An 18,440-nucleotide genomic window follows, 5' to 3' on the forward strand; every position below is an offset into this window, starting at 1 on the left:
AGACAGTGCCTTTCGGGGCACAGCGCCGGTCAGCGAGTCTCGCGCCGGGAGAGCCCGCTGGCGCGCAGCACCCGGCGCGCCACGGCCGCGCGGATGGCCTCGTCGGTGCCGATGATGCGCACGTGCTTGCGCGCCCTGGTGATGGCGGTGTAGAGCAATTCCCTGGTGAGCAGCGTGGATTCGGGTTCGGGCAACACCACCGAGACGGTGTCGTACTGACTGCCCTGGCTGCGGTGGATGGTCATGGCGAACACCGTGACCACCGCGGGGAACTGGGTGGGATGCACCAGATACGGTTCGCTGCCGCGCTGGAGCGCGGCGCGCAGCGACCCGTCCGGCAACCGGACGATGACGCCGGTGTCGCCGTTGTAGATACGGGCCTCGTGATCGTTGGCGGTGACCAGCAGCGGCTGCCCCGGATACCAGGCCGCGTAATGCGTGTCGGGCCCCGCGCCGGAGGCAGCCGCCCAGTCCGCGGCCATCCGATCCCAGCGCTCCACGCCGAACGGACCCTGCCGGTGCGCGCAGAGCAGCCGGTGCGACTCCAACGCGAGCAGGGCGCCTGCCGCATCGCCGTCCAGCGCCGAATCGGTGACGGCGCGCGCCGCCCGAACCACATCCCCGCGCACCGGGGCCGTGTCCTCCGGCGCGCACAGCGACAGCTCCTGCCCGCCCGCGCGCAGCAGCTCCAAGGCCGCGTCGGCGTCCCCCGCCCGCACCGCGACGGCCAGGTCGGCGATCCGCCCGCCGAAACGCCGCCCCCTGGTGAGCCGGACGATGCCGCCGCGCAGCCTCGTTCGCTCCAAGGGCGTAAGCGCCTCCGTATCGTGTTCCGGCGCAGCCGAACCCGCGCCGATGATCTCGTCCAGCACCGGATTTGGTTCGCCGGCAACAGGTCCGGCGACCAGATCGGCGAGCACGGCGCCCGCGTCCACCGAGGCGAGCTGGTCCGGGTCGCCCACCAGGACCAGGCGCGTGTCGGGACGCAACGCGGCAAGCAGGCTGCTCATCATGGTGAGCGACACCATGGAGGTCTCGTCGACCACGATCACGTCGTAGGGCAGACGGTTGAACTCGTGGTACTTGAACCGGGTCCGGCGGCCGCGCTGCCAGCCGAGCAGCCGGTGCAGGGTAGCGGCCGTCAGCTCGGGAAGACCGAGATCGGCCGCCTGCTCGCGCACCGCCTCCTGTAGTCGCGCGGCCGCCTTGCCCGTCGGCGCGGCGAGGGCGATGCGCAGGGCGGCCGCTTTGGGATTCGCCTTGCGGTGCGCCTCGAGCAGCGCGAGCACCCGGGCGATGGTGTGCGTCTTGCCGGTGCCGGGGCCGCCTGCCACCACGGTGGTCCAGTGCGTGGCGGCCAGCGCGGCGGCGAGGCGCTGGCGGTCGGGTCCCTCGCCGAGCGGGCTGTCGAAGAGCCGGTCCAGTTCCCGGCGCACCACCGCGACATCGATCTTGGGGTGGGTGGCCGCGCGTTCGGTGAGCACCCGCCGGATGGTCTGTTCCTGCTGGTAGTAGCGGTCCAGGTAGAGCAGGGGGCCGGAGTCGTCGCCGCGCTCGGGCGGTACGAGCCGCAGCGGGCGCAGTGGTCCGGCCGATCCGCCGCAGACCAGCGGGCTGACCCGCAGCGCCGCCGTCACCGCGTCGATGTCCGGCCACGGCAGGGTCGCCGGATCGACGCCTGCCCCCGCGTCCCAGTCCTCGTCCGCGTCGACGCCGATCTCGCGCATCCGGTTCAGCTCCAGACAGACCGAGCCCGAGCGCACCGCCCGCACAGCCAGTGCCGCCGCGAACAGCACCTCCTCCGAATCCTCGCGCCCGAGCCTGCCGAGCCGCACCGCGACGTGCACGTCCGCCGCCGACAACACCCCGGCCTCGTTGAAGACCCGCAGCAGGCCGGTGCCGCGCTGCGCCAACTGAATCGACGTCATCGGGCCTCCCCCGTTTCACCGGCGAGCAGATCCGTGTCGCCCGCGAGCAGATCCGACAGCGCGGTGACGAGTCCTGCCGGTGGCGTCCACTCGAAAACACCTCGGCCGGGCGGTGTTTCGGGGCCGACCATGCCGCGCACGAACAGATACCGGCAGCCGCCGAGGTGCCGGGCCGGGTCGTAGCCGGGCAGCCGCCAGCGCAGGTAGCGGTGCAGCGCGACGGAATACAGCAACGCCTGCAACGGATAGTGCGAGCGCAGCATCTCGGCGGTCATGCGCTCCCTGGTGTAGTGATCGACGGTGAGGTCGCCCGCGCCGAGACGGTTGGTCTTGTAGTCGACCACGACGAAACGCGGTGTGCCGGAGGGATCGGTGACGCGGAGCACGGCGTCGATGCTGCCGGTGAGGTAGCCGCGCAGCTGGACGTCGTCCAACCCCGCGAGCAGGTCGGCGTAGGAGGCCACGTCGTCATCGGCCGGCAGGTGCGCGCGCAGCAGTACCGCGATGCCGCGCAGAGTCGCCGCGCCCGCGGCCGGAGCGTCGCCACCCGCCAGCGGCAGTTCGAATTCCAGTTCGGCGAGTTGGTCGCGACGGGAAATCTCTGCCAGACAACCGATTCCGAGCGGAGTACGGAGCACCGCGAGCAGCGCGGCGCCGAGCACGGCGGGATCGATCTCGGCCATCGACTCCTCGACCGCGGCGCGGCAGCGGGCGTGCACTTCGGTGTCGAGATCCGCGGCGTCGGTGTCGATCTGCTCGAGCACGCCGTGCACTAGCGTGCCGAACTCGGCGCCGTAGGGCAGGGCGTTCATCAGCGACGGCGCGGCCGCGGTGACCGGTTCTTCGGCGGCGGGCGGCGGCGCGGACGGCTCGTCCTCCGGCCCGCGTTCGTCCTCCGGCTCGGCGTCCACCACCGTCTCGTGCGCGCCCGCGGTGAGCGCGGAGTAGGAGGTGCGCCGCCAGTGCTGGTCCATGGCCCGGTCGAAGCGGGCCACCGCGAGGTCGCCGGTGACCGGTTCGGTGCGCGCCCGGCGCGGCTCGATGTCCTCGGCCGATGCGACCGCGGTCACCGAAATCGCCTCGGGCGCCGCGGCCGCCCATGCCGCCAGCATCGGCACCGCCTGCTGGTCGGCGGGCACCGCGGCCCGCCCTGGCACCGTCTCGCCGCCGTCGGGCCTGCCGAGGATCATGCGGTGCAGCGGCGCCGCCGCGGTGGTGATGGCGGGCGCCCACCAGGCCACGATCTGGCACATGGCGCGGGTCAGCGCGACGTAGAGCAGCCGCAGCTCCTCGCCTGCCTCCTCGGCTTCGCTGCGCAGCTTGCGCTCGGCGTAGCCCCCGGCGTCCTGTCCGCCCACGTCGAGCACGCGCGCGCCGTCGTCGTCGTCGTGGAACAACAGCGTGGCCGGGTACGGGTTCTTGGCGCTGTCCCACGCGAAAGGCAGGTACACGATGGGGAATTCGAGTCCCTTGCTGGCGTGCACGGTGGCGATCTGCACGGCCGCCGCGTCGCGGTCGAGCCTGCGGGAGCGGTCGGCGACGACGCTCGCGGCGGGATCGCGCACCTGGTCGGCCAGCCAGCGGGTCAACGCGGTCAGGCCGAGCCCCTCGGTCAGCGCGACCTGGTCCAGCAGCTGGGCGATGTGCCGCAGGTCGGTGAGCCTGCGTTCGCCGTTCTCGATCGAGAGCAGCCGCGGCGCGAGACTCGCCTCGGCGGAGAGCTTTTCGAAGACGGCCGCGAAACCGGCGCGGGCGAACAGCCGTGCCGCCTCACGCAGCTGCGCGCTCACCCGTCCGACGAGATCGGCTCCGTCGCTGTCGATGTCGGCGGCGGTGCAGCCCAGGATCGGCGTGCACGCGGCAAGGCGGACGCGGTCGGAGCGATGCGGCTGTTCCAGCGCCCGCAGCACCCACAACCAGTCGGTGGCGCTCGGCGTGCCGAAGACACTGGTGCCACCCGCCAGCACGGAGGCGACGCCCGCCCGGTCCAGCGCCGCGCGCACCACGTCGATCTGGGAGCGCGTGCGGACGAGCACGGCGATATCGCCGGGACCGACCGGACGACGGACGACACCGTCGATCTCGTCGTCCGGCGCGTCTTCTCGCGCCCGATCGCGTTCCGTTCGCGCCTTCGGCGCCGGAACGGTCACCCGCACACCGGATTCGAGCAGACCCACGATGTCGGCGGCGAGGTCGGCGGCGACCTTCGCGCGCTGGCGGCCGACGGACGGGAACCCCGACTTGTTCAGCGGGCCCGCACCGGTGCGCGGCAGGCACCGCACCCGCATCGGGGTGACGAGTTCGGCGGGCCCGGTCAGCCGCGACCACGGGCGCGTCGCGGCGACCGGATAGACCGCGATCTCGGGATGCCCGAGCGCCGCGCCGCCCTGGACGCGTTCCAGCGCGGCCAGCAGTCCCGCGTCGCTGCGCCAGTTGGTGGTGAGCTCGCTGCGGCGGTCGGCGTGCCCGGCGGCGTCCAGGTAACTGAGCACCTCCGCGCCACGGAAGGCGTAGATGGCTTGCTTGGGATCCCCGACCAGCACGAGTGTCGTCTCGCCGTCATGGAAGCAGCGGCGCAGGATGTCCCACTGGAGCGGGTCGGTGTCCTGGAATTCGTCTACGAGCGCCACCCGGTAGCGCTCGCGGATGCGCGCGCAGGCGAGGGGGCCGTGGTCGGGATCGGCGAGCACGTCGTGCAGCAGCACCAGCAGGTCGTCGAAATCACGCAGTCCCGCAAGGCGTTTGCGGCGCTCGGTCTCGGCGCGCACGGCCTCGGCGAAGGCCACCCGCTCGCCCGCGGGCCCGTCCGCGCGGGGGACGAGGCGGGCGTGCCGGTCGCGGACCGCCGCCAGCGCGAGGGTGTGCGCCTCCTTCAGCGAGAACGGTGGCGTGTCGCGCGCGTAGCGGTGCAGATAGAGATCGTCGGCGACCGTGCCGACCAGCTCGTCGACCGATTCGACCAGGCGGGCGCCCGGATCGTGTTCGCCGGCCAGCCCGAGTTCGTCGAGCATGCGCTGGCAGAAGCTGTGCGTGGTGGCGATGGTGCCCGCGTCGAAATCCGACAGCGCGGCGAGCAGTCTGGCCCGCCTTCGCCCGACCTCCGCGGCGTCGGCGTCGGCCAGGTGCCGGACCAGGTCGTCCGAATGCGCCTGCGCCGCCGCCGGATCGGCCAGCGCCGCCGCCACCGCCACGAACCGATCGCGGGCGCGTTCGCGCAGCTCTTGCGTCGCGGCCCGGCTGAAGGTCACCAGCAGCAGCTGGGCGATGTCGACGCCCGCTTCGGCCACGTAGCGCACCGCGAGCCCGACGATGGCGTGAGTCTTCCCGGTGCCCGCACTGGCTTCCAGCACCGTCGTGCCGGTGGGCAGCGGACCGTACGGGTCGAACGACGCGATCGCCTCCGTCGCCGGGGCCCGGACGGTGTCTTGAACTGTCATGCCACGCACCGCCTTTCGCCCTGACTCCGCGCATCGTCGATCCGGGCGTCGCACGGTCGCCCGGGGAAATCGCACCACGCCTGCGCCGGAAGCCCGGCAGACACGCCGGGACGCACGCGAAAACCGTGGGACGACACCGTGATCACGGCTGCCCCTGGCCTTCCGCGCCGAGCAGCGGCGCCCACAGGCGACGCGCCAGCACGCCGAACCGGGTGGTCTCCCCCGGCTCTCCCGCCGGAGCGGGCGTGTCCATCAGGTGTTCCAGCCGCGGCGCCGAGCCCCACACGTAGCGCAGGTGACGATCGGTGTGATCCCCGAATGCGCCGGGGCCGTTGGGTCCGCCGTTGAATTCGCGTTCGGCCGCGGCGAAGGCTTCGTCCGCGGAGGCTCCGCGGAACCGTCGCTCGGCGTAGGCCGCGGTCGCGGTCGGCGCGATCGGGAGCGGTTCGCACAGGCCCGCGTCTTGCAGCCGCACCAGTTCGCGCAGGATCGCCACGGCGGCAGGGGCATCCGGCGCGGTGAGCACGGATCGCCATGCGGGACGGCCGAATTGACCGCGTCCGGTGGTCACCGCACGCCAGGAACGGTCCTCGGTCGCCGCCAGCGCGAGCAGCGCGACCCACGCGGCGATGCGGTGTTTCGGCGCGAGGCGCGAAAACGTGGTACGCACCAACGTTTCTCCCCGCACCTCGGGCACCGTGCCGGTGAGTCTGCGACCGTTGCCGAGATCGATGGCCACGTCGACGGCCCTGGCCTGGCCCTCGTAGTCCGGCAGCGAGGCGCGCACCAGCTTGTCGACGGTGTGCTCGACCTCGTCGAGCACCGCGCCGCCGAGCCCGAACGGCGGCAGGGTGCCGCGCCGCCATTCCGCGGCGCGCAGCGCGTTCGCGTCCGCGCCGGTGAGCCGCGCGGTGAGCATCCGTTCGCCCAGTTCCCATTTGGCGAGGCCGTCGAGTTCGATGGGCAGCCGGTCGGCGATGTCCTCCTCGTGCTCGGGGACCCGCAGACCGAGCCGCTGCCACAGGAAGGCGCGCACCGGGTGTTCGGCGAAGGACATCAGATCGGCCAGCGCGACGTCCGACGGTTCCGGCGTGGGCAGCGGTTGCGGCAGGAACGCGGGGCGCGGCGCGGGCGGGCGCCCGGCCGCCAGCGCACCCGCCAGCGCGACCGTGTCGAAGCTGAACGGGCGCTCGGCGTGGAAGTTGCGGCGGTCGAAGCCTTGCAGCGGGTGCCGGGTGAGCACCGCGTCCATTCCCGCCGCGCCGACATGGGCGCGCAGCGCGTCGAGCAGTTCGGCGACCGGAATCGCGGGCGGCCGGTGCGCGCCGCTGACCGGGTCGGCGCCGGTGTGGAACAGCAGCAGCTTCTCACCCGCCGCCAGTACGGCGTCCAGCAGCAGCTGCCGGTCCTCGCTGCGCGGATCTCGTTCGCCGAGCACCGGATTGCGGGCGAGCACGTCGTCGCCGTCCACTCCGGCCGCGCGCGGGAACACGTCGTCGTCGAGGCCGAGCAGCACCACGACGCGGTGCGGCACCGACCGCATCGGAACCATGGTGCAGACGGTGAGCTCTCCGGTGCGGAAGTTGGCGCGGGTGGGCTGGGCGGCGAGCCTGCTCGACAGCAGCACCGCCAGATCGGCCAGGCGCAGCGGCACCTCACCCGCGTGGTCGGTGGCCGCGGCGATCTCTCTGCGCGCCTCGGTGCGCACCCACGCCTGACTGTCGGGGACGTCGGTGAGCAGGTCGAGCGAGCGGCCGAGCACGGCGGCCCATTCACGCGCGGGGCGCGGCCCACGCAGATCGCGCAGGCACACCGCGAGCCGATCGACGAACTCCGCGAAGCGTCCTGCCAGATCGACGTCGTTGCTGTCCACGTCGTCCAGCGGCAGCGCGAGATCGAGCCAGTCGTCGGCGGATTCGTCGGCGGTGACTCCGAGCAGGATCCGGTCGACCGCGCCGTTCAGCGTGTTCTGCGCGAAATCGGCCAGCCCGAACGCCTGGCGCTGCCGCTGCCCGATGGCCCATCGTGCGCCGGATTCCGCCGCCCACCCACGCAGCCGTTCGATCGCGTCGTCATCGAATCCGCAACGGCGACGGACGGTTTCGGACGCGGCGAGATCGAGCACCTGGGTGACGGTGACGCGCCCGTCGGCCATCTCCAGCAGCACCTCGATCACCGCGAGCAGCGGATTGGTCACGCCGCGGCCGCGGTCGGCGAGCCGGACCCGCAGCAGGTGCGCGGGATGCGCCGCTTCCTGCGTGGTCTCCCCCGACCCCGCGCGGGAGCCGAAGGCGGCGCGCACCAGCGGCGCGTACGCCTCCACCTCGGGGCACATGATCAGCACGTCGCGCGGTTCCAGCGTGGGATCGGCCGCGAACAGGCCGAGCAGGCATTCGCGCAGGACCTCCACCTGCCTGGCCGGTCCGTGGCAGGCGTGTACCCGCACGCTGTCGTCGGCCGGGACGAGTTCGGCGGGCGGCCACGCGTCGTCGCGAATGCCCGCCTGCACCGCGGCCAGCAGCGAGGTCGCCGCCCGCGGCGCTCCGCGCTCCCATGGCGCCGAGCCACTCACCGGCGCAACGTCGTTCGACCGACCCGCCCGTTCGGACTCGGGCACCGGCTCCGCTCCGGCCGCGACCACCCGCGCACCACGCGGCGGCGCCGAGAGATGCGTATCCGACCCGGCCGCGGCAGGCCCGGACAATCGCTGCTGCAACTCGCGCACATCCCGCGCCAGACCCGCGAGCAGCGGATGACGCACCGACCGCCCTGACGCGTCGTCCGCACGCGAGACCGTGGGCGACAACCGCGCGATCTCCGACCACATGACCGGGCTCGGGTGCGCCAGCCACAGGTGCACGTCCCTGGCGTGACCCAACGCGTCGAGGACGGCCAGCTGATCGGCGGGCAACCGGGTCACCCCGAACAGTGAAAGTCGTTGCGGCAGTTCGACGAGATCGGGTTCGGCGCGCAGCAGCGCGCAGGCCGCGTCCAGCCGTTCGGCGGGGCTCGGCGCGCCGATCTCGGCGCGCAGCCGCCGCCACAGCGTCGGCTGCCACAGCAGATCGTCGGGCACCTGGCGGCCGGCACCATCGGTGTCGGCGCCCGCCGCCCACTCGGTGATCAGGGCGGGACGCTGTGCGCCGTACCCGTCGAACAGCCCGGACAGGTGCGCCGCGGTGGCGTAGCGCCTGCCGACCCGGTGATCGCGGCCCGCGGGGTCGGCGCCGCCGAGATGACGCGCGAGCACCACGCACCACGGCTCGCCGAGCGCGGCGTCGATCACCCGCAGCAGCGTCCACACGGTGCGCTGCGGCGACCACGGATCGTCGTCCTGCGCGATCCCGGTGCTCGCCCCGAGCGCCTCGGCGACCAGCGCCGAAGGGGACGGGAATCGGATGTTCGCCGCGACGCCGTCCCGGCCGCCCGCCGAGACGCCGAGCACCGCGGACAGCCGCTGGGTCAGCCAGCGCTCCACGCCTTTGGCGGGCACGGCGACGATCTCCGCCGCGAACGGGTCCGGCTGCGGCGTCGCCAACAGCTCGGCGAGCGCGTCCGCCAGGGCGTCGGCGCGCTCGGCCCGGTGGATGTGCAGCGGCATTGCACGTTTATACGCCAGCGACCTGCGCGCAACCGCGCCGCCCCGCCCGGTCGAGAGTGAATTGAGCCACACGGGAACGGAATACTCGGCCATGTCACGGCGAACCGGTCGGACCCGTGTGCAACAGTTCTCAGCCGGGGAGGAACGGGAGAGCTGCATCGAAAGGCTGGTTCGCATTCATGAATGCGATGGTGATTCCCCTGCTGCCGAGAGGCGGGTTCACGGTCCGCCGTGTCGGTGACCGATGGGAACTGGTCAACTCGCGCCACTTCGGCCGCACCGTCGTCCTGCACAGCTGGCCTCGCGACCGCCACGCCGAGGCGTTCGAGCACTGCTACCGGCTCAACGGACGCACCGTCGAAGAACTTCGCGCCACCTTCCGCTGACTCGCGGTTCAGCGAAACCCGCTGCGGTACAAGCGCACAACGGTCGCTGTAACACACCGGGCTGCCGAGCTCAAGACGTGCGTCCTCGGCGCGGATGTGCGATCGTGGTCCCTCGTGCGTTACCCCATGGCCCCCACCCGGACAGTTCCCCGCGTGGCCGCATCCGCCTGTGTCCTGGCCGCAGCGGCGATCCTGATCCCGACCGCGCCCACTTTCCTCCCTGGCGCCGCGGCGCCGAGCGCCTACGCCGCGCCCGGTTGCCTCGCCGGCTTCGACTGCGATATGAGCAGCCGGATCGCCGCGGTCGACGCCTACCTGAAGACGCGGCCCGGCGTCACGGGTTATGTCGTCCGCGACCGGGTGACCGGCGGGGTGTACGCCAACGAGCACGCGGAGAACTCCGTGTGGACCGCCTCCACCATCAAGCTCGCGATCGCCGCCGACCTGCTGAACCGGGCCCGCGTCGGCGCCATCGCGCTCCCGCCGGAAGACCGCGGCCTGCTCGAGGCGATGCTCGCCACCTCCAACGACGCCGCCGCCGACCTGCTCTGGAACAAGTACGCGGGCGTCGACCGGATGGCCTACAACAACGCATTCCGCGCCAACGGCATGGTCTCGCTCGTCCCCCAGCCCACCAACACCGCGCTCTTCCCCGACTGGTCGTTCCAGAAGTGCACCGCCGCCGACCTGGACCGGCTGATGGACAACGTGCTCACCGCGATGCACCCCGACGACCGCAACTACCTGCTCGACCGGATGCGCTCGGTCGACTACAACCAGCACTGGGGCGTCTGGGGAGCGGGCGCCCGCATGCGGCCCGGACTCAAGAACGGCTGGTCGGCCGAGCAGGGCGGCTGGGTGGTCAACTCGGTCGGCTTCGCGGGCCCCAACGAGCGGTACACCCTGGCGATCATGAGCTCGCTGGGCGACGCGGGCGGGTACACCGAGGGCGCCGAGACCGACACCAAGGTCGCGGAGATGCTGCTCGCCGGTCGCTGACCGGTCCTACCGCCGACGGCGCAGCAGCATGGGGGCGCCGTCGCGCGGGAACGGAATCGTGGTGAATCCCCACGGCATTCGATAGTCGCCGGGGATCTCCCACTCGTATTCGCGCACCATGGCCGCGATCAGGGTCTTCACCTCGAAGGTGCCGAAGTGCATGCCGATGCACTTGTGCGCGCCCGCGCCGAAGGGCAGCCAGGCCAGCCGGTGCGAGTGGTCCTCGCGGCGCGGTTCGGCGAATCGCAGCGGATCGAACACCTCCGGCCGCGTCCACAGCTCGGGCAGCAGGTGGTTGACCTGGTAGGCCAGGTCGACGGCGGTGCCCGCCGGAATGTAGTGACCGAGGATCTCCGTGTCGCGCACGGCACGGCGCACCAGGCCGGGCACCGGCGGCATCAGCCGCAGCGACTCCCTGACCACGAGGTCGAGCTCGGCAAGGCGGTCCAGATCCGCGATGGTCGTTGCGGCGTCGCCGGTTTCGGCGTCGGCCGCGAGCACCTCGTCGCGCACCCTGCGCTGCCATTCCGGATGTTTGCCCAGGTAGTAGGCGACCGCGGTGGCGGTGGTCGTCGTGGTGTCGTGGGCGGCCATGATCAGGAAGATCATGTGGTTCACCACGTCGGCGTCGGTGAACACCTCGCCGTCCTCGCTGCGCGCGTGGCACAGACCGGAGAAGAAGTCGGGGTCCTGTGAGCGGCGTTTGGCGGGCAGCATCTCGGTGAAGTACCGCTCCAGCACCTGCCTGCCGCGCAGACCCGCGCGCCAGTGCCCGCCCGGGATCGGATGGCGCACGATCGACAGGCCGGCGTGTGTGCAGTCGACGAAGGCGTCGACGAGTTCGCGCCGCCGCGGCCCGACGTCGACCGCCATGAAGGTCTCCCCCGCGATCTCGAGGGTCAGCTCCTTGATCGTCGGGTACAGCCGTACCGTCGCGCCGTTCCGTCCCTGCGGCACCCAGCGCGCGACGGCGGCTCGCGCGATCGGTGTCAGCGTGGCCAGGTGCGCCGCGAGGCGGTCCCTGGTGAAAGCCTGCTGCATGATCCGGCGGTGGAACATGTGCTCGTCGAATTCGAGCAGCAGCAGCCCGCGCCGGAAGAACGGACCGATGAAATAGTCCCAGCCCTGGCCGAAGTCCCGGCGTCGCTTGCCGAGCACCTCGTCGAGCGCCTCCGGTCCGGACACCAGCACGCGGTCGATGCCCAGCGAGGTGTTCAGCGCAACCGGTCCGTAGCGGCGGTGCCGCTCCATCATCTCGGCCGGACCCCAGCGCATGTAGTGCAGGGCGCGACCGAGATAGGGCAGCCCGATATCGCCGCGCACCGGGACGGTCGCGCTGCCGCGCGGCGGAGCGGCCAGCACGCGGTGACGTTCGGGCAGCCTGCGCAGCATTCGATCGATGACGCTCGTCTGCGGGACATCGATGAGATAGGCGTTCTCCGATACGGCGTGCACGCTGCGCTTTCGGACTGCGACCCGGTCTTCGGCGACCATCGCACACCTCCCTGAACGACAGCATCTATCGTATTCTCTTCTTCACAATCGTTCAGGTGGATCCGCGGCGGTGGTTTTCACTACTCCACCCCGCCGACCGTGAGGTTCCGCACTTCAACACGCCCGGAACGGGGATCTCGTCGTGACGGTCCAGGACGGGCCGACTACGGTTGGAGCTTGTCGATAACCGTTCGCGGGGGAATCAGCCCCCCGATTGTCGAGGAGCAGGACGATGAGCACTCAGTCTGTGGAGAACCGTCGCCACAGGGTGGTGGTGATCGGCTCGGGCTTCGGCGGCCTGTTCGGCACCAAGCACCTCAAGCGCGCCGACGTGGACATCACCCTGATCTCCAAGACCTCGACCCATCTGTTCCAGCCCCTGCTCTACCAGGTCGCCACCGGCATCCTCTCGGTCGGCGAGATCGCGCCCGCCACCCGGCTGGTGCTGCGCAAGCAGCGCAACGCCCAGGTGCTACTCGGCGATGTGACCGACATCGACCTAGCCGAGAAGACCGTCACCTCGCGGCTGCTGAACCAGGACACGGTCACCCCCTTCGACAGCCTGATCGTCGCCACCGGCGCGCAGCAGTCGTACTTCGGCAACGACCGGTTCGCCACCTACGCCCCCGGCATGAAGACCATCGACGACGCGCTGGAGCTGCGCGGCCGCATCCTCGGCGCGTTCGAGGGCGCGGAGCTGGCGACCACCCAGGAACTGCGCGACCGGCTGCTCACCTTCGTCGTGATCGGCGCGGGACCGACGGGCGTCGAATTGGCCGGGCAGATCGCCGAACTCGCCGATCGCACGCTCGAGGGCACCTTCCACAACATCGATCCGCGCGACGCCAGAGTCATCCTGATCGAGGGCGCGGGCTCGGTGCTCGGCCCGATGGGTCCCAAGCTGGGCGGCAAGGCCCAGCGCAGACTCGAGAAGATGGGCGTGGAGATCCAGCTCAACGCCATGGTCACCGACATCGACGCGCACGGCGTCACGGTCAAGGACTCCGACGGCACGATCCGCAGGATCGAATCCTCGTGCAAGGTCTGGTCGGCGGGCGTGCAGGCGAGCCCGCTGGGCAAGATGCTCGCCGAGCGCTCCGAGGGCACCGAGGTGGACCGGGCCGGGCGCGTCATCGTGGAGCCCGACCTCACCATCAAGGGCCACCCCAACGTCTTCGTCGTCGGCGACCTGATGTCCGTGCCCGGCGTGCCCGGCCAAGCGCAGGGCGCGATCCAGGGCGCGACCTACGCCGCCAAGCAGATCAAGGCCGGACTCGAGGGCGAGTCGCCCGAGGAACGTAAGCCGTTCAAGTACTTCAACAAGGGCAGCATGGCCACCGTGTCGCGGTTCAGTGCCGTCTGCCAGGTCGGCAAGCTGGAGTTCGGCGGGTTCATCGCCTGGCTGGCCTGGCTGGCGCTGCACCTGTACTACCTGGTCGGCTACCGCAGCCGGATCATCACAGTGATCCAGTGGTTCGTCACCTTCCTCGGGCGCACCCGCGGACAGATGGCCGCCACCGAGCAGTGGGTGTTCGCGCGGCTCGCCTTGGAACAGGTCAACGAGGATCAGGAGGAGGCCGACGAGCTCGCGGCCGCCCTCGGCGCGCCGCCCGCGAGCGACGGTCGCGCGCCGGGGAAAACGGTGACCGACCGCGCGGTCTCCTGACTTTCCGCAACGCCTCTCCGCGCCACCCGCTCGATCGGGTGGCAAGCTTTCGCGCGCGTCGGCGAAGTCGACCGGCCGCGACTCACTTGTCGTGCTGCGGATTTCCACCAATCCGTGTGGCGCTCTGGTCCGAATGTGGGACGTCGAGCAATCTCATCCACGACGAAAGGTGAGTATGGGCACAGGCAAGCACAGAGCTCTCAACCCGCAGCGGCAGAAGGTGGGCTCGATGGTCGCGGCGGGCGCGGTTCCGCTGGTGCTGGCGCTCGTCGGCACCGGGGTCGCCAATGCCGAGCCCGCACAGTCGAATACGGTCGCCCAGCCCGAGCAGGCGAAGCAGTGGCCCGCGGCCGACGCGCCCAACATCGTTCCGTACGAGGGCCTCGACATTCCGGACGATGTCCACAGTTCGCTGCAGTGGGCGCGGCCCGCGCCGGACCAGAGCTACCTCGCGCCGGTCGGTGTCCTGCACCCGCCGGTCGCGGTGGACCCGGTACCGCCGATCGCGCCGCCGCCGGGGCAGTTCCGCTTCGGTGACGTCACGGTGCCTACCCCCGACTGGATCACCCACGACCAGGCGATCCAGATCAACGACAATGCCGCCGTGGCCGAGGCCAATATCGCGACGTTCCTCGACTCGGTCGGCATGGAGCGCAGCCGGTCCGACCGCATAGCCGCGCAGACCCTCGGCACCGCGGCCATGGGCGCCGTGTCGGGCGCCGCCTCGGCGGTGCCGATTGCGATCAGTTCGGGGATGATGGGCGCGACGGTGGGTCTGGTAGCCGGTCTGATTTTCCTGCCGATCGGCCTCGTCGCGGGACCGATGCTGGGCGCCGCGGCAGGGGCCGCTGCGGTCACCGTCCCCGCGGCCATCGTGGGTGCGGCCGCCGGTGCGGCGGTCGGCGCGGCCAGCGGCTTCATCGCCCCCGCACGGGTTCTGGGCGACTGAACGCGCGGTACGCGCTTCCGGCGGGAAAGGTTGTGCCGGAAGGCAGAGCGCAGGGCGGGGTTTCGACACTTGTGTCGAGGCCCCGCCCTTTCGACGTCGACGGGAAGTCGCGGCTGCCGCACCTCAGCCGGGCGGCTGACCACCGGCCGGCACCGAAACCGCTGTGCCGCCGGGTGTTCGCGGGCTCGCGCTCAGCCGCGGCCCCACGGCGGTGAACAGACTTCCGCCCGCGGCGAGCGGCAGTCGCGCCGCGGTCAGCCCGAAGGTTTCGACGGGCCGATCGTCGGGGTAGACGAGCTCGCTGTCGAGTGCACGCGGTGCCGCGAGCGCGTCGTCGCCGGCGGTGTGCGCCCCGAGTTCCAGACGATGGCGCAGCAGCGGCAGATCCGCGAGATCGGCGATCAGATCACCGCGCCACGCGCCTCGATCCTCGTCCGCACGCCCGATCTGCACGCGTTCGCGCAGCCGCAGGCGGGCGCCCGCCGCGAGCAGCACGGTGGTGACCGCGCGGTGGTCGGCGCCGCCCGCCACGATCGTCGGCTCGGTCTCCGCGTCCAGTTCACCGCCGTCCGCGATCTCGAAACGCCAGCGCGCGACCGACACTCGCGTGGCGGCGCCGGGCAGCGCGATGGTCGCCGCCACCGACCGCAGCGCGAGCCGGGCGCCAGGACCGACCGCGACCGAGATGTCGATTTCGTCGCCGCCGAGGGGGGTGGCGGCTGTTCCGATCAGGTGCACGGTGTGCGGACCGGTCCGGCGGGCGGCCAAGCCGCCCGACGCGTGGATCTCCGGGAGCGTGCCCGCCCTGGCGACGATGCTCAGTTCGGTGCGCAACGGTTCAGTGGACTACGGCGGCCGCGGCGAGCTGTTCGCGCACCCACGCCAGCACCGGAGCGGCCGCGGGGTCTTCCATCAGCGAGAGCATCGCCGTCGGCCTGCCCTCGCGCACCTTGGCCGCGTCACGCTCCATCACCCCGAGATCGGCGCCGACCAGCGGGGCCAGGTCGGTCTTGTTGACCACCAGCAGATCCGAGAAGGTGACGCCGGGGCCGCCCTTACGCGGCACCTTGTCGCCGCCCGCCACGTCGACGACGAAGATCTGCACGTCGATCAGGCCGGAGGAGAACGTCGCGGTGAGGTTGTCACCGCCGGATTCCACCAGGATCAGATCCAGCGGCGGGTTGGCCGCGATCAGGTCGTCGATCGCGTCCAGGTTGGCGGTGATGTCGTCGCGGATCGCGGTGTGCGGGCAGCCGCCGGTCTGCACGGCGCTGATCCGCTCGTCCGGCAGCACCGCGTGGCGGCGCAGGAAGTCCGCGTCCTCGGTGGTGTAGATGTCGTTGGTCAGCACGGCCAGCGACAGTTCCTCGCGCAGTTGCCTGCACAGCGCCGCGACCAGCGCGGTCTTGCCCGAGCCCACCGGACCGCCGATGCCGATGCGCAGCGGCTCCCCCGGTGTGCGCTCCCGTTTCGGCCGATCGTGCGAATGATCGTGCGGTTCACCATCGATCAGGTGCGGTGGCATGCGGCCTCTCCTCTCTCGAAAACGTGTCAGCTGGCGAACAGCGGCATGTCGCGGCGCCGGTGCCGCTCGGCAAGCACGTCTTGCAGCGGATCCGACAGCGCGGCGAGACCGCCTGCGGCTTCGGCCGCGGTGCGGTCGCAGAGCTCGGCCAGCCGGACGGTGCACGCGGCGACGGCGGCGGGATCCAGCGCCAGCAACCGCTGGGCGGCGGTGGCGGCGCCGGTGAGGGTGGTGTACACGACGACGTCGGCCGTCTCGCGCGGGGTGATCGCGCAGGCGCGTCCCACCGCACCGAACACCGTCGACAAGTGCGGGCGAGCCGCTAGCTCTGCCCAATCATGGTGTGGCCAAACATTTTTTGCCAAGCGCAGCAGTCCGCGGCCCTGTGCGCGCGAGGCCGCCCGTGCCGCCGGTGCGGGCGTTCGCGCGTCGGCCTCGGCGTCCGCGCGGTGCGGGTCGAGATCCCCCGCGCACACGGCCGCGGCCAGCGAGGCCGCGACCAGACCCGAGGTACGCACACGACGTCGCAGGTACGCCTCGACGGACGCGACATCGCGCACCAATCCCGAGGCGACGGCCTCCTCCACACCGCCGGAGTGCACGTGCCCACCGATCGGCAGGCGCGAGTCCGCCAGCGCGAACAGTGTCGCCGGACTCGTCGCACCCGCTTCCACCATCGCTCGATCCTAGGCGTACCTTCGCCTTCGTTCCCGCCGTGCGCGGGATTCCGGCTACGTCCGGCCGAGCATTTCAGGCCTCGCCGCGGCGGTAGGCACGGGCCCAGAAACGCCGGGCCTGCCGTCGGGTGAGGTCGGTCCAGGCCTGGATGGGCGCCGACCACCAGGGGGCGATATCGGCCGGTTTGGCGGTGACGGCGTGACAGACGAGATCGGAGGCCTCGTCGACGGTGAGGCCGGGCACCCGGCTGAAGTCGGTGGGCGCGCTCATCCTGGTGTGCACGAGCGGCATATAGATCGACGTGGTGGTCAGGCCGTCGACGGCGATCTCGGCGGCGACACTGCGCAGCCACACGTCGAAGGCCGCCTTCGACGCGCCGTAGGCGGCCCACCGCGGGGCGGGCGGCATGAGCACGCCCCAGGTGGACATGTTGACGATGTGCCCGCTGCCGCGCGATCGCATGGCGGGCAACAGGGTCAGCAGCAGGCGGACCGGACCGAGGTAGTTCACGTCGATGGTCCGGGTGAAATCGTGGAAGCGGTCGTAGGATTCGGCGATCGGCCGGCGAATCGACTTGCCCGCGTTGTTGATCAGAACATCGATGTGGCCGTGCGCGGCGAGCAGCTCGCTCGCCAGACGATCTACCGCGTCCATATCGGTCATGTCGGTCGGATAGGCGTGGGCGACGCCGCCCGCGGCGGCGATCTCGGCGGTCAGCCGCTCGAGTTCGCCCGCGGACCGGGCGACCAGCAGCACCGTCGCGCCCGCCGCGGCGAGTTTGCGCGCGCTGGCCTTGCCTATCCCGTGCGACGCGCCTGTCACCAGCACGTTCCGTCCGGACACCGCGGCGCGCAGGTCTTTTTCGGAGGGTCGCGAGGTCGGGTACAGGAGCTTGACGGCCACCCGCTCGGCGAGCGGACGCCCGGTTCCGGTGGGCTGAGTCTCGGACACCCCACCAATGTATGGCGCGCTGGGGGTTTCTACCCGGTTCCTGGCGTAGAAACACGGCGGCGCGGCGGGCGGCCGATACGAGAGGATTCGACGATGTCGTCGCAACCTTCCCGTCCGGTCGGCCTCGGGGCCTGGATCGCCCGGATCATCGCCATCGTGGTGCTCGTCCCCGTTCGGCTGATCTGGGAGGGCCTGCGTCTGCTCGGACGCGTGCTCGCGGCCGCACTCTGGTACTTCGCCACCCGGCTGCTCGCGCCCATCGCCCGGTTCGTCTGGTATTGGGTGATTCGTCCGATCTGGTTGTTCGTCAAGGACTTTCTGTGGGGCTGGCTGCTCCAGCACGTGCTGTGGAGCTTGGTGCTGACGCCCGTCCTCGCGCTGCTGCTCGACTACGTCCTGCGACCGCTGCGCCAGGCCGTCGAGCGCTGGCTCTGGCGCACCGTGCTGCGACCCACGCTGGCCTGGTTGTGGCGCGCGGTGCTGGAGCCGCTGCTCGCCCTGCTGCTCGCGGCGGTCTACTGGCTGGGCAAGTGGTTCGTGGTCTGGCCGCTGGTGCAGCTGTGGCGCTGGGTGCTGCGTCCCCTGTGGCTGCTGCTGCGGGCGGTGCTGACCTACGCCTGGATGGTGGCCACCGTGCTCGTCGGGGTGCTGGTCGTGGCGCCGTGCCGTTACGTCTACCGCACCGTGTTGCGGCCTGTTCTGCACGTGGCGGTCGCCGTGTGGGTGGCGACGGTCGTGCGACCGCTGCGCTGGGTGCACGACAACGTCGTCACGCCCGTCAACCGATGGGCAGCAGAGATACTGACCACCGTGTTCGGCCGCTGAC

General features: G+C 71.5%; 13 protein-coding genes. 5 read left to right on the forward strand and 8 right to left on the reverse strand.

Features of this window, described 5'->3' with window-relative positions:
* Positions 1 to 29 precede the first annotated feature (29 nt).
* The 3 genes from recD to recC all read right to left on the reverse strand — a co-directional run bounded on the left by recD (position 30) and on the right by recC (position 8,966).
* Positions 30 to 1,928, reverse strand: a complete 1,899-nt coding sequence (gene recD / locus AC3EO7_RS15845; protein ID WP_435591588.1) for an exodeoxyribonuclease V subunit alpha — start codon at positions 1,926 to 1,928, stop codon at positions 30 to 32.
* Entirely contained in the window at positions 1,925 to 5,365 is a 3,441-nt protein-coding gene (locus AC3EO7_RS15850) for a UvrD-helicase domain-containing protein (RefSeq protein WP_435591589.1), read from the reverse strand. The genes recD and AC3EO7_RS15850 overlap by 4 nt, the downstream gene beginning before the upstream one ends.
* Positions 5,366 to 5,507: 142 nt before the next feature.
* On the reverse strand, positions 5,508 to 8,966 hold the full coding sequence (gene recC / locus AC3EO7_RS15855) for an exodeoxyribonuclease V subunit gamma (protein ID WP_435591590.1): 3,459 nt from the start codon (positions 8,964 to 8,966) through the stop codon (positions 5,508 to 5,510).
* Between the two features lie 188 nt (positions 8,967 to 9,154).
* Here recC and AC3EO7_RS15860 point away from each other — a divergent pair, with 188 nt between their 5' ends.
* Positions 9,155 to 9,352, forward strand: a complete 198-nt coding sequence (locus tag AC3EO7_RS15860; RefSeq protein WP_435591591.1) for a hypothetical protein — start codon at positions 9,155 to 9,157, stop codon at positions 9,350 to 9,352.
* Between the two features lie 153 nt (positions 9,353 to 9,505).
* Positions 9,506 to 10,351 (forward strand): serine hydrolase, encoded by an 846-nt coding sequence (locus AC3EO7_RS15865; RefSeq protein ID WP_431970289.1) that lies wholly within the window; start codon positions 9,506 to 9,508, stop codon positions 10,349 to 10,351.
* 6 nt (positions 10,352 to 10,357) lie between these two features.
* Here the strand turns inward: AC3EO7_RS15865 and AC3EO7_RS15870 are convergent, their stop codons facing one another.
* Positions 10,358 to 11,845, reverse strand: coding sequence for a cytochrome P450 (locus tag AC3EO7_RS15870; protein WP_435591592.1), 1,488 nt, complete (start codon positions 11,843 to 11,845; stop codon positions 10,358 to 10,360).
* A gap of 232 nt (positions 11,846 to 12,077) precedes the next feature.
* Between AC3EO7_RS15870 and AC3EO7_RS15875 the strand changes: the two genes are divergently transcribed.
* Both AC3EO7_RS15875 and AC3EO7_RS15880 read left to right on the forward strand, forming a co-directional pair.
* Positions 12,078 to 13,511, forward strand: coding sequence for an NAD(P)/FAD-dependent oxidoreductase (locus tag AC3EO7_RS15875; protein WP_431970291.1), 1,434 nt, complete (start codon positions 12,078 to 12,080; stop codon positions 13,509 to 13,511).
* A 175-nt stretch (positions 13,512 to 13,686) separates the two neighbouring features.
* Positions 13,687 to 14,460 carry a hypothetical protein gene (locus AC3EO7_RS15880; protein WP_435591593.1) on the forward strand — a complete coding sequence of 258 codons (774 nt, stop codon included), beginning with the start codon at positions 13,687 to 13,689 and terminating at the stop codon, positions 14,458 to 14,460.
* Positions 14,461 to 14,583: 123 nt separating this feature from the next.
* On the opposite strand, the gene AC3EO7_RS15885 is transcribed toward AC3EO7_RS15880, so the two are convergent.
* The 4 genes from AC3EO7_RS15885 to AC3EO7_RS15900 all read right to left on the reverse strand — a co-directional run bounded on the left by AC3EO7_RS15885 (position 14,584) and on the right by AC3EO7_RS15900 (position 17,614).
* A complete protein-coding gene (locus tag AC3EO7_RS15885; RefSeq protein ID WP_431970293.1) occupies positions 14,584 to 15,294 on the reverse strand; it encodes an urease accessory protein UreD in 711 nt (236 codons plus the stop codon).
* Positions 15,295 to 15,298: 4 nt separating this feature from the next.
* Positions 15,299 to 15,985 (reverse strand): urease accessory protein UreG, encoded by a 687-nt coding sequence (ureG, locus tag AC3EO7_RS15890; protein ID WP_431970294.1) that lies wholly within the window; start codon positions 15,983 to 15,985, stop codon positions 15,299 to 15,301.
* Between the two features lie 26 nt (positions 15,986 to 16,011).
* A complete protein-coding gene (locus AC3EO7_RS15895; RefSeq protein WP_431970295.1) occupies positions 16,012 to 16,662 on the reverse strand; it encodes an urease accessory protein UreF in 651 nt (216 codons plus the stop codon).
* Between the two features lie 73 nt (positions 16,663 to 16,735).
* A complete protein-coding gene (locus AC3EO7_RS15900; protein ID WP_431970296.1) occupies positions 16,736 to 17,614 on the reverse strand; it encodes an SDR family NAD(P)-dependent oxidoreductase in 879 nt (292 codons plus the stop codon).
* Between the two features lie 93 nt (positions 17,615 to 17,707).
* Between AC3EO7_RS15900 and AC3EO7_RS15905 the strand changes: the two genes are divergently transcribed.
* Positions 17,708 to 18,439: a hypothetical protein gene (locus tag AC3EO7_RS15905; RefSeq protein WP_431970297.1), complete on the forward strand. Its 732-nt coding sequence runs from the start codon at positions 17,708 to 17,710 to the stop codon at positions 18,437 to 18,439.
* Position 18,440: the final 1 nt, after the last annotated feature.

The sequence above is a fragment of the Nocardia sp. bgisy118 genome, from assembly GCF_057708605.1.

What these genes read in the sequence shown, in the direction of transcription:
- AC3EO7_RS15905 (WP_431970297.1), top strand. Translation starts at nt 17,708, where the DNA reads ATGTCGTCGCAACCTTCCCGTCCGGTCGGCCTCGGGGCCTGGATCGCC.
- AC3EO7_RS15875 (WP_431970291.1), top strand. Translation starts at nt 12,078, where the DNA reads ATGAGCACTCAGTCTGTGGAGAACCGTCGCCACAGGGTGGTGGTGATC.
- AC3EO7_RS15880 (WP_435591593.1), top strand. Translation starts at nt 13,687, where the DNA reads ATGGGCACAGGCAAGCACAGAGCTCTCAACCCGCAGCGGCAGAAGGTG.
- recC (WP_435591590.1), bottom strand. Translation starts at nt 8,966, where the DNA reads ATGCCGCTGCACATCCACCGGGCCGAGCGCGCCGACGCCCTGGCGGAC.
- ureG (WP_431970294.1), bottom strand. Translation starts at nt 15,985, where the DNA reads ATGCCACCGCACCTGATCGATGGTGAACCGCACGATCATTCGCACGAT.
- AC3EO7_RS15850 (WP_435591589.1), bottom strand. Translation starts at nt 5,365, where the DNA reads ATGACAGTTCAAGACACCGTCCGGGCCCCGGCGACGGAGGCGATCGCG.
- AC3EO7_RS15870 (WP_435591592.1), bottom strand. Translation starts at nt 11,845, where the DNA reads ATGGTCGCCGAAGACCGGGTCGCAGTCCGAAAGCGCAGCGTGCACGCC.
- recD (WP_435591588.1), bottom strand. Translation starts at nt 1,928, where the DNA reads ATGACGTCGATTCAGTTGGCGCAGCGCGGCACCGGCCTGCTGCGGGTC.
- AC3EO7_RS15895 (WP_431970295.1), bottom strand. Translation starts at nt 16,662, where the DNA reads ATGGTGGAAGCGGGTGCGACGAGTCCGGCGACACTGTTCGCGCTGGCG.
- AC3EO7_RS15860 (WP_435591591.1), top strand. Translation starts at nt 9,155, where the DNA reads ATGGTGATTCCCCTGCTGCCGAGAGGCGGGTTCACGGTCCGCCGTGTC.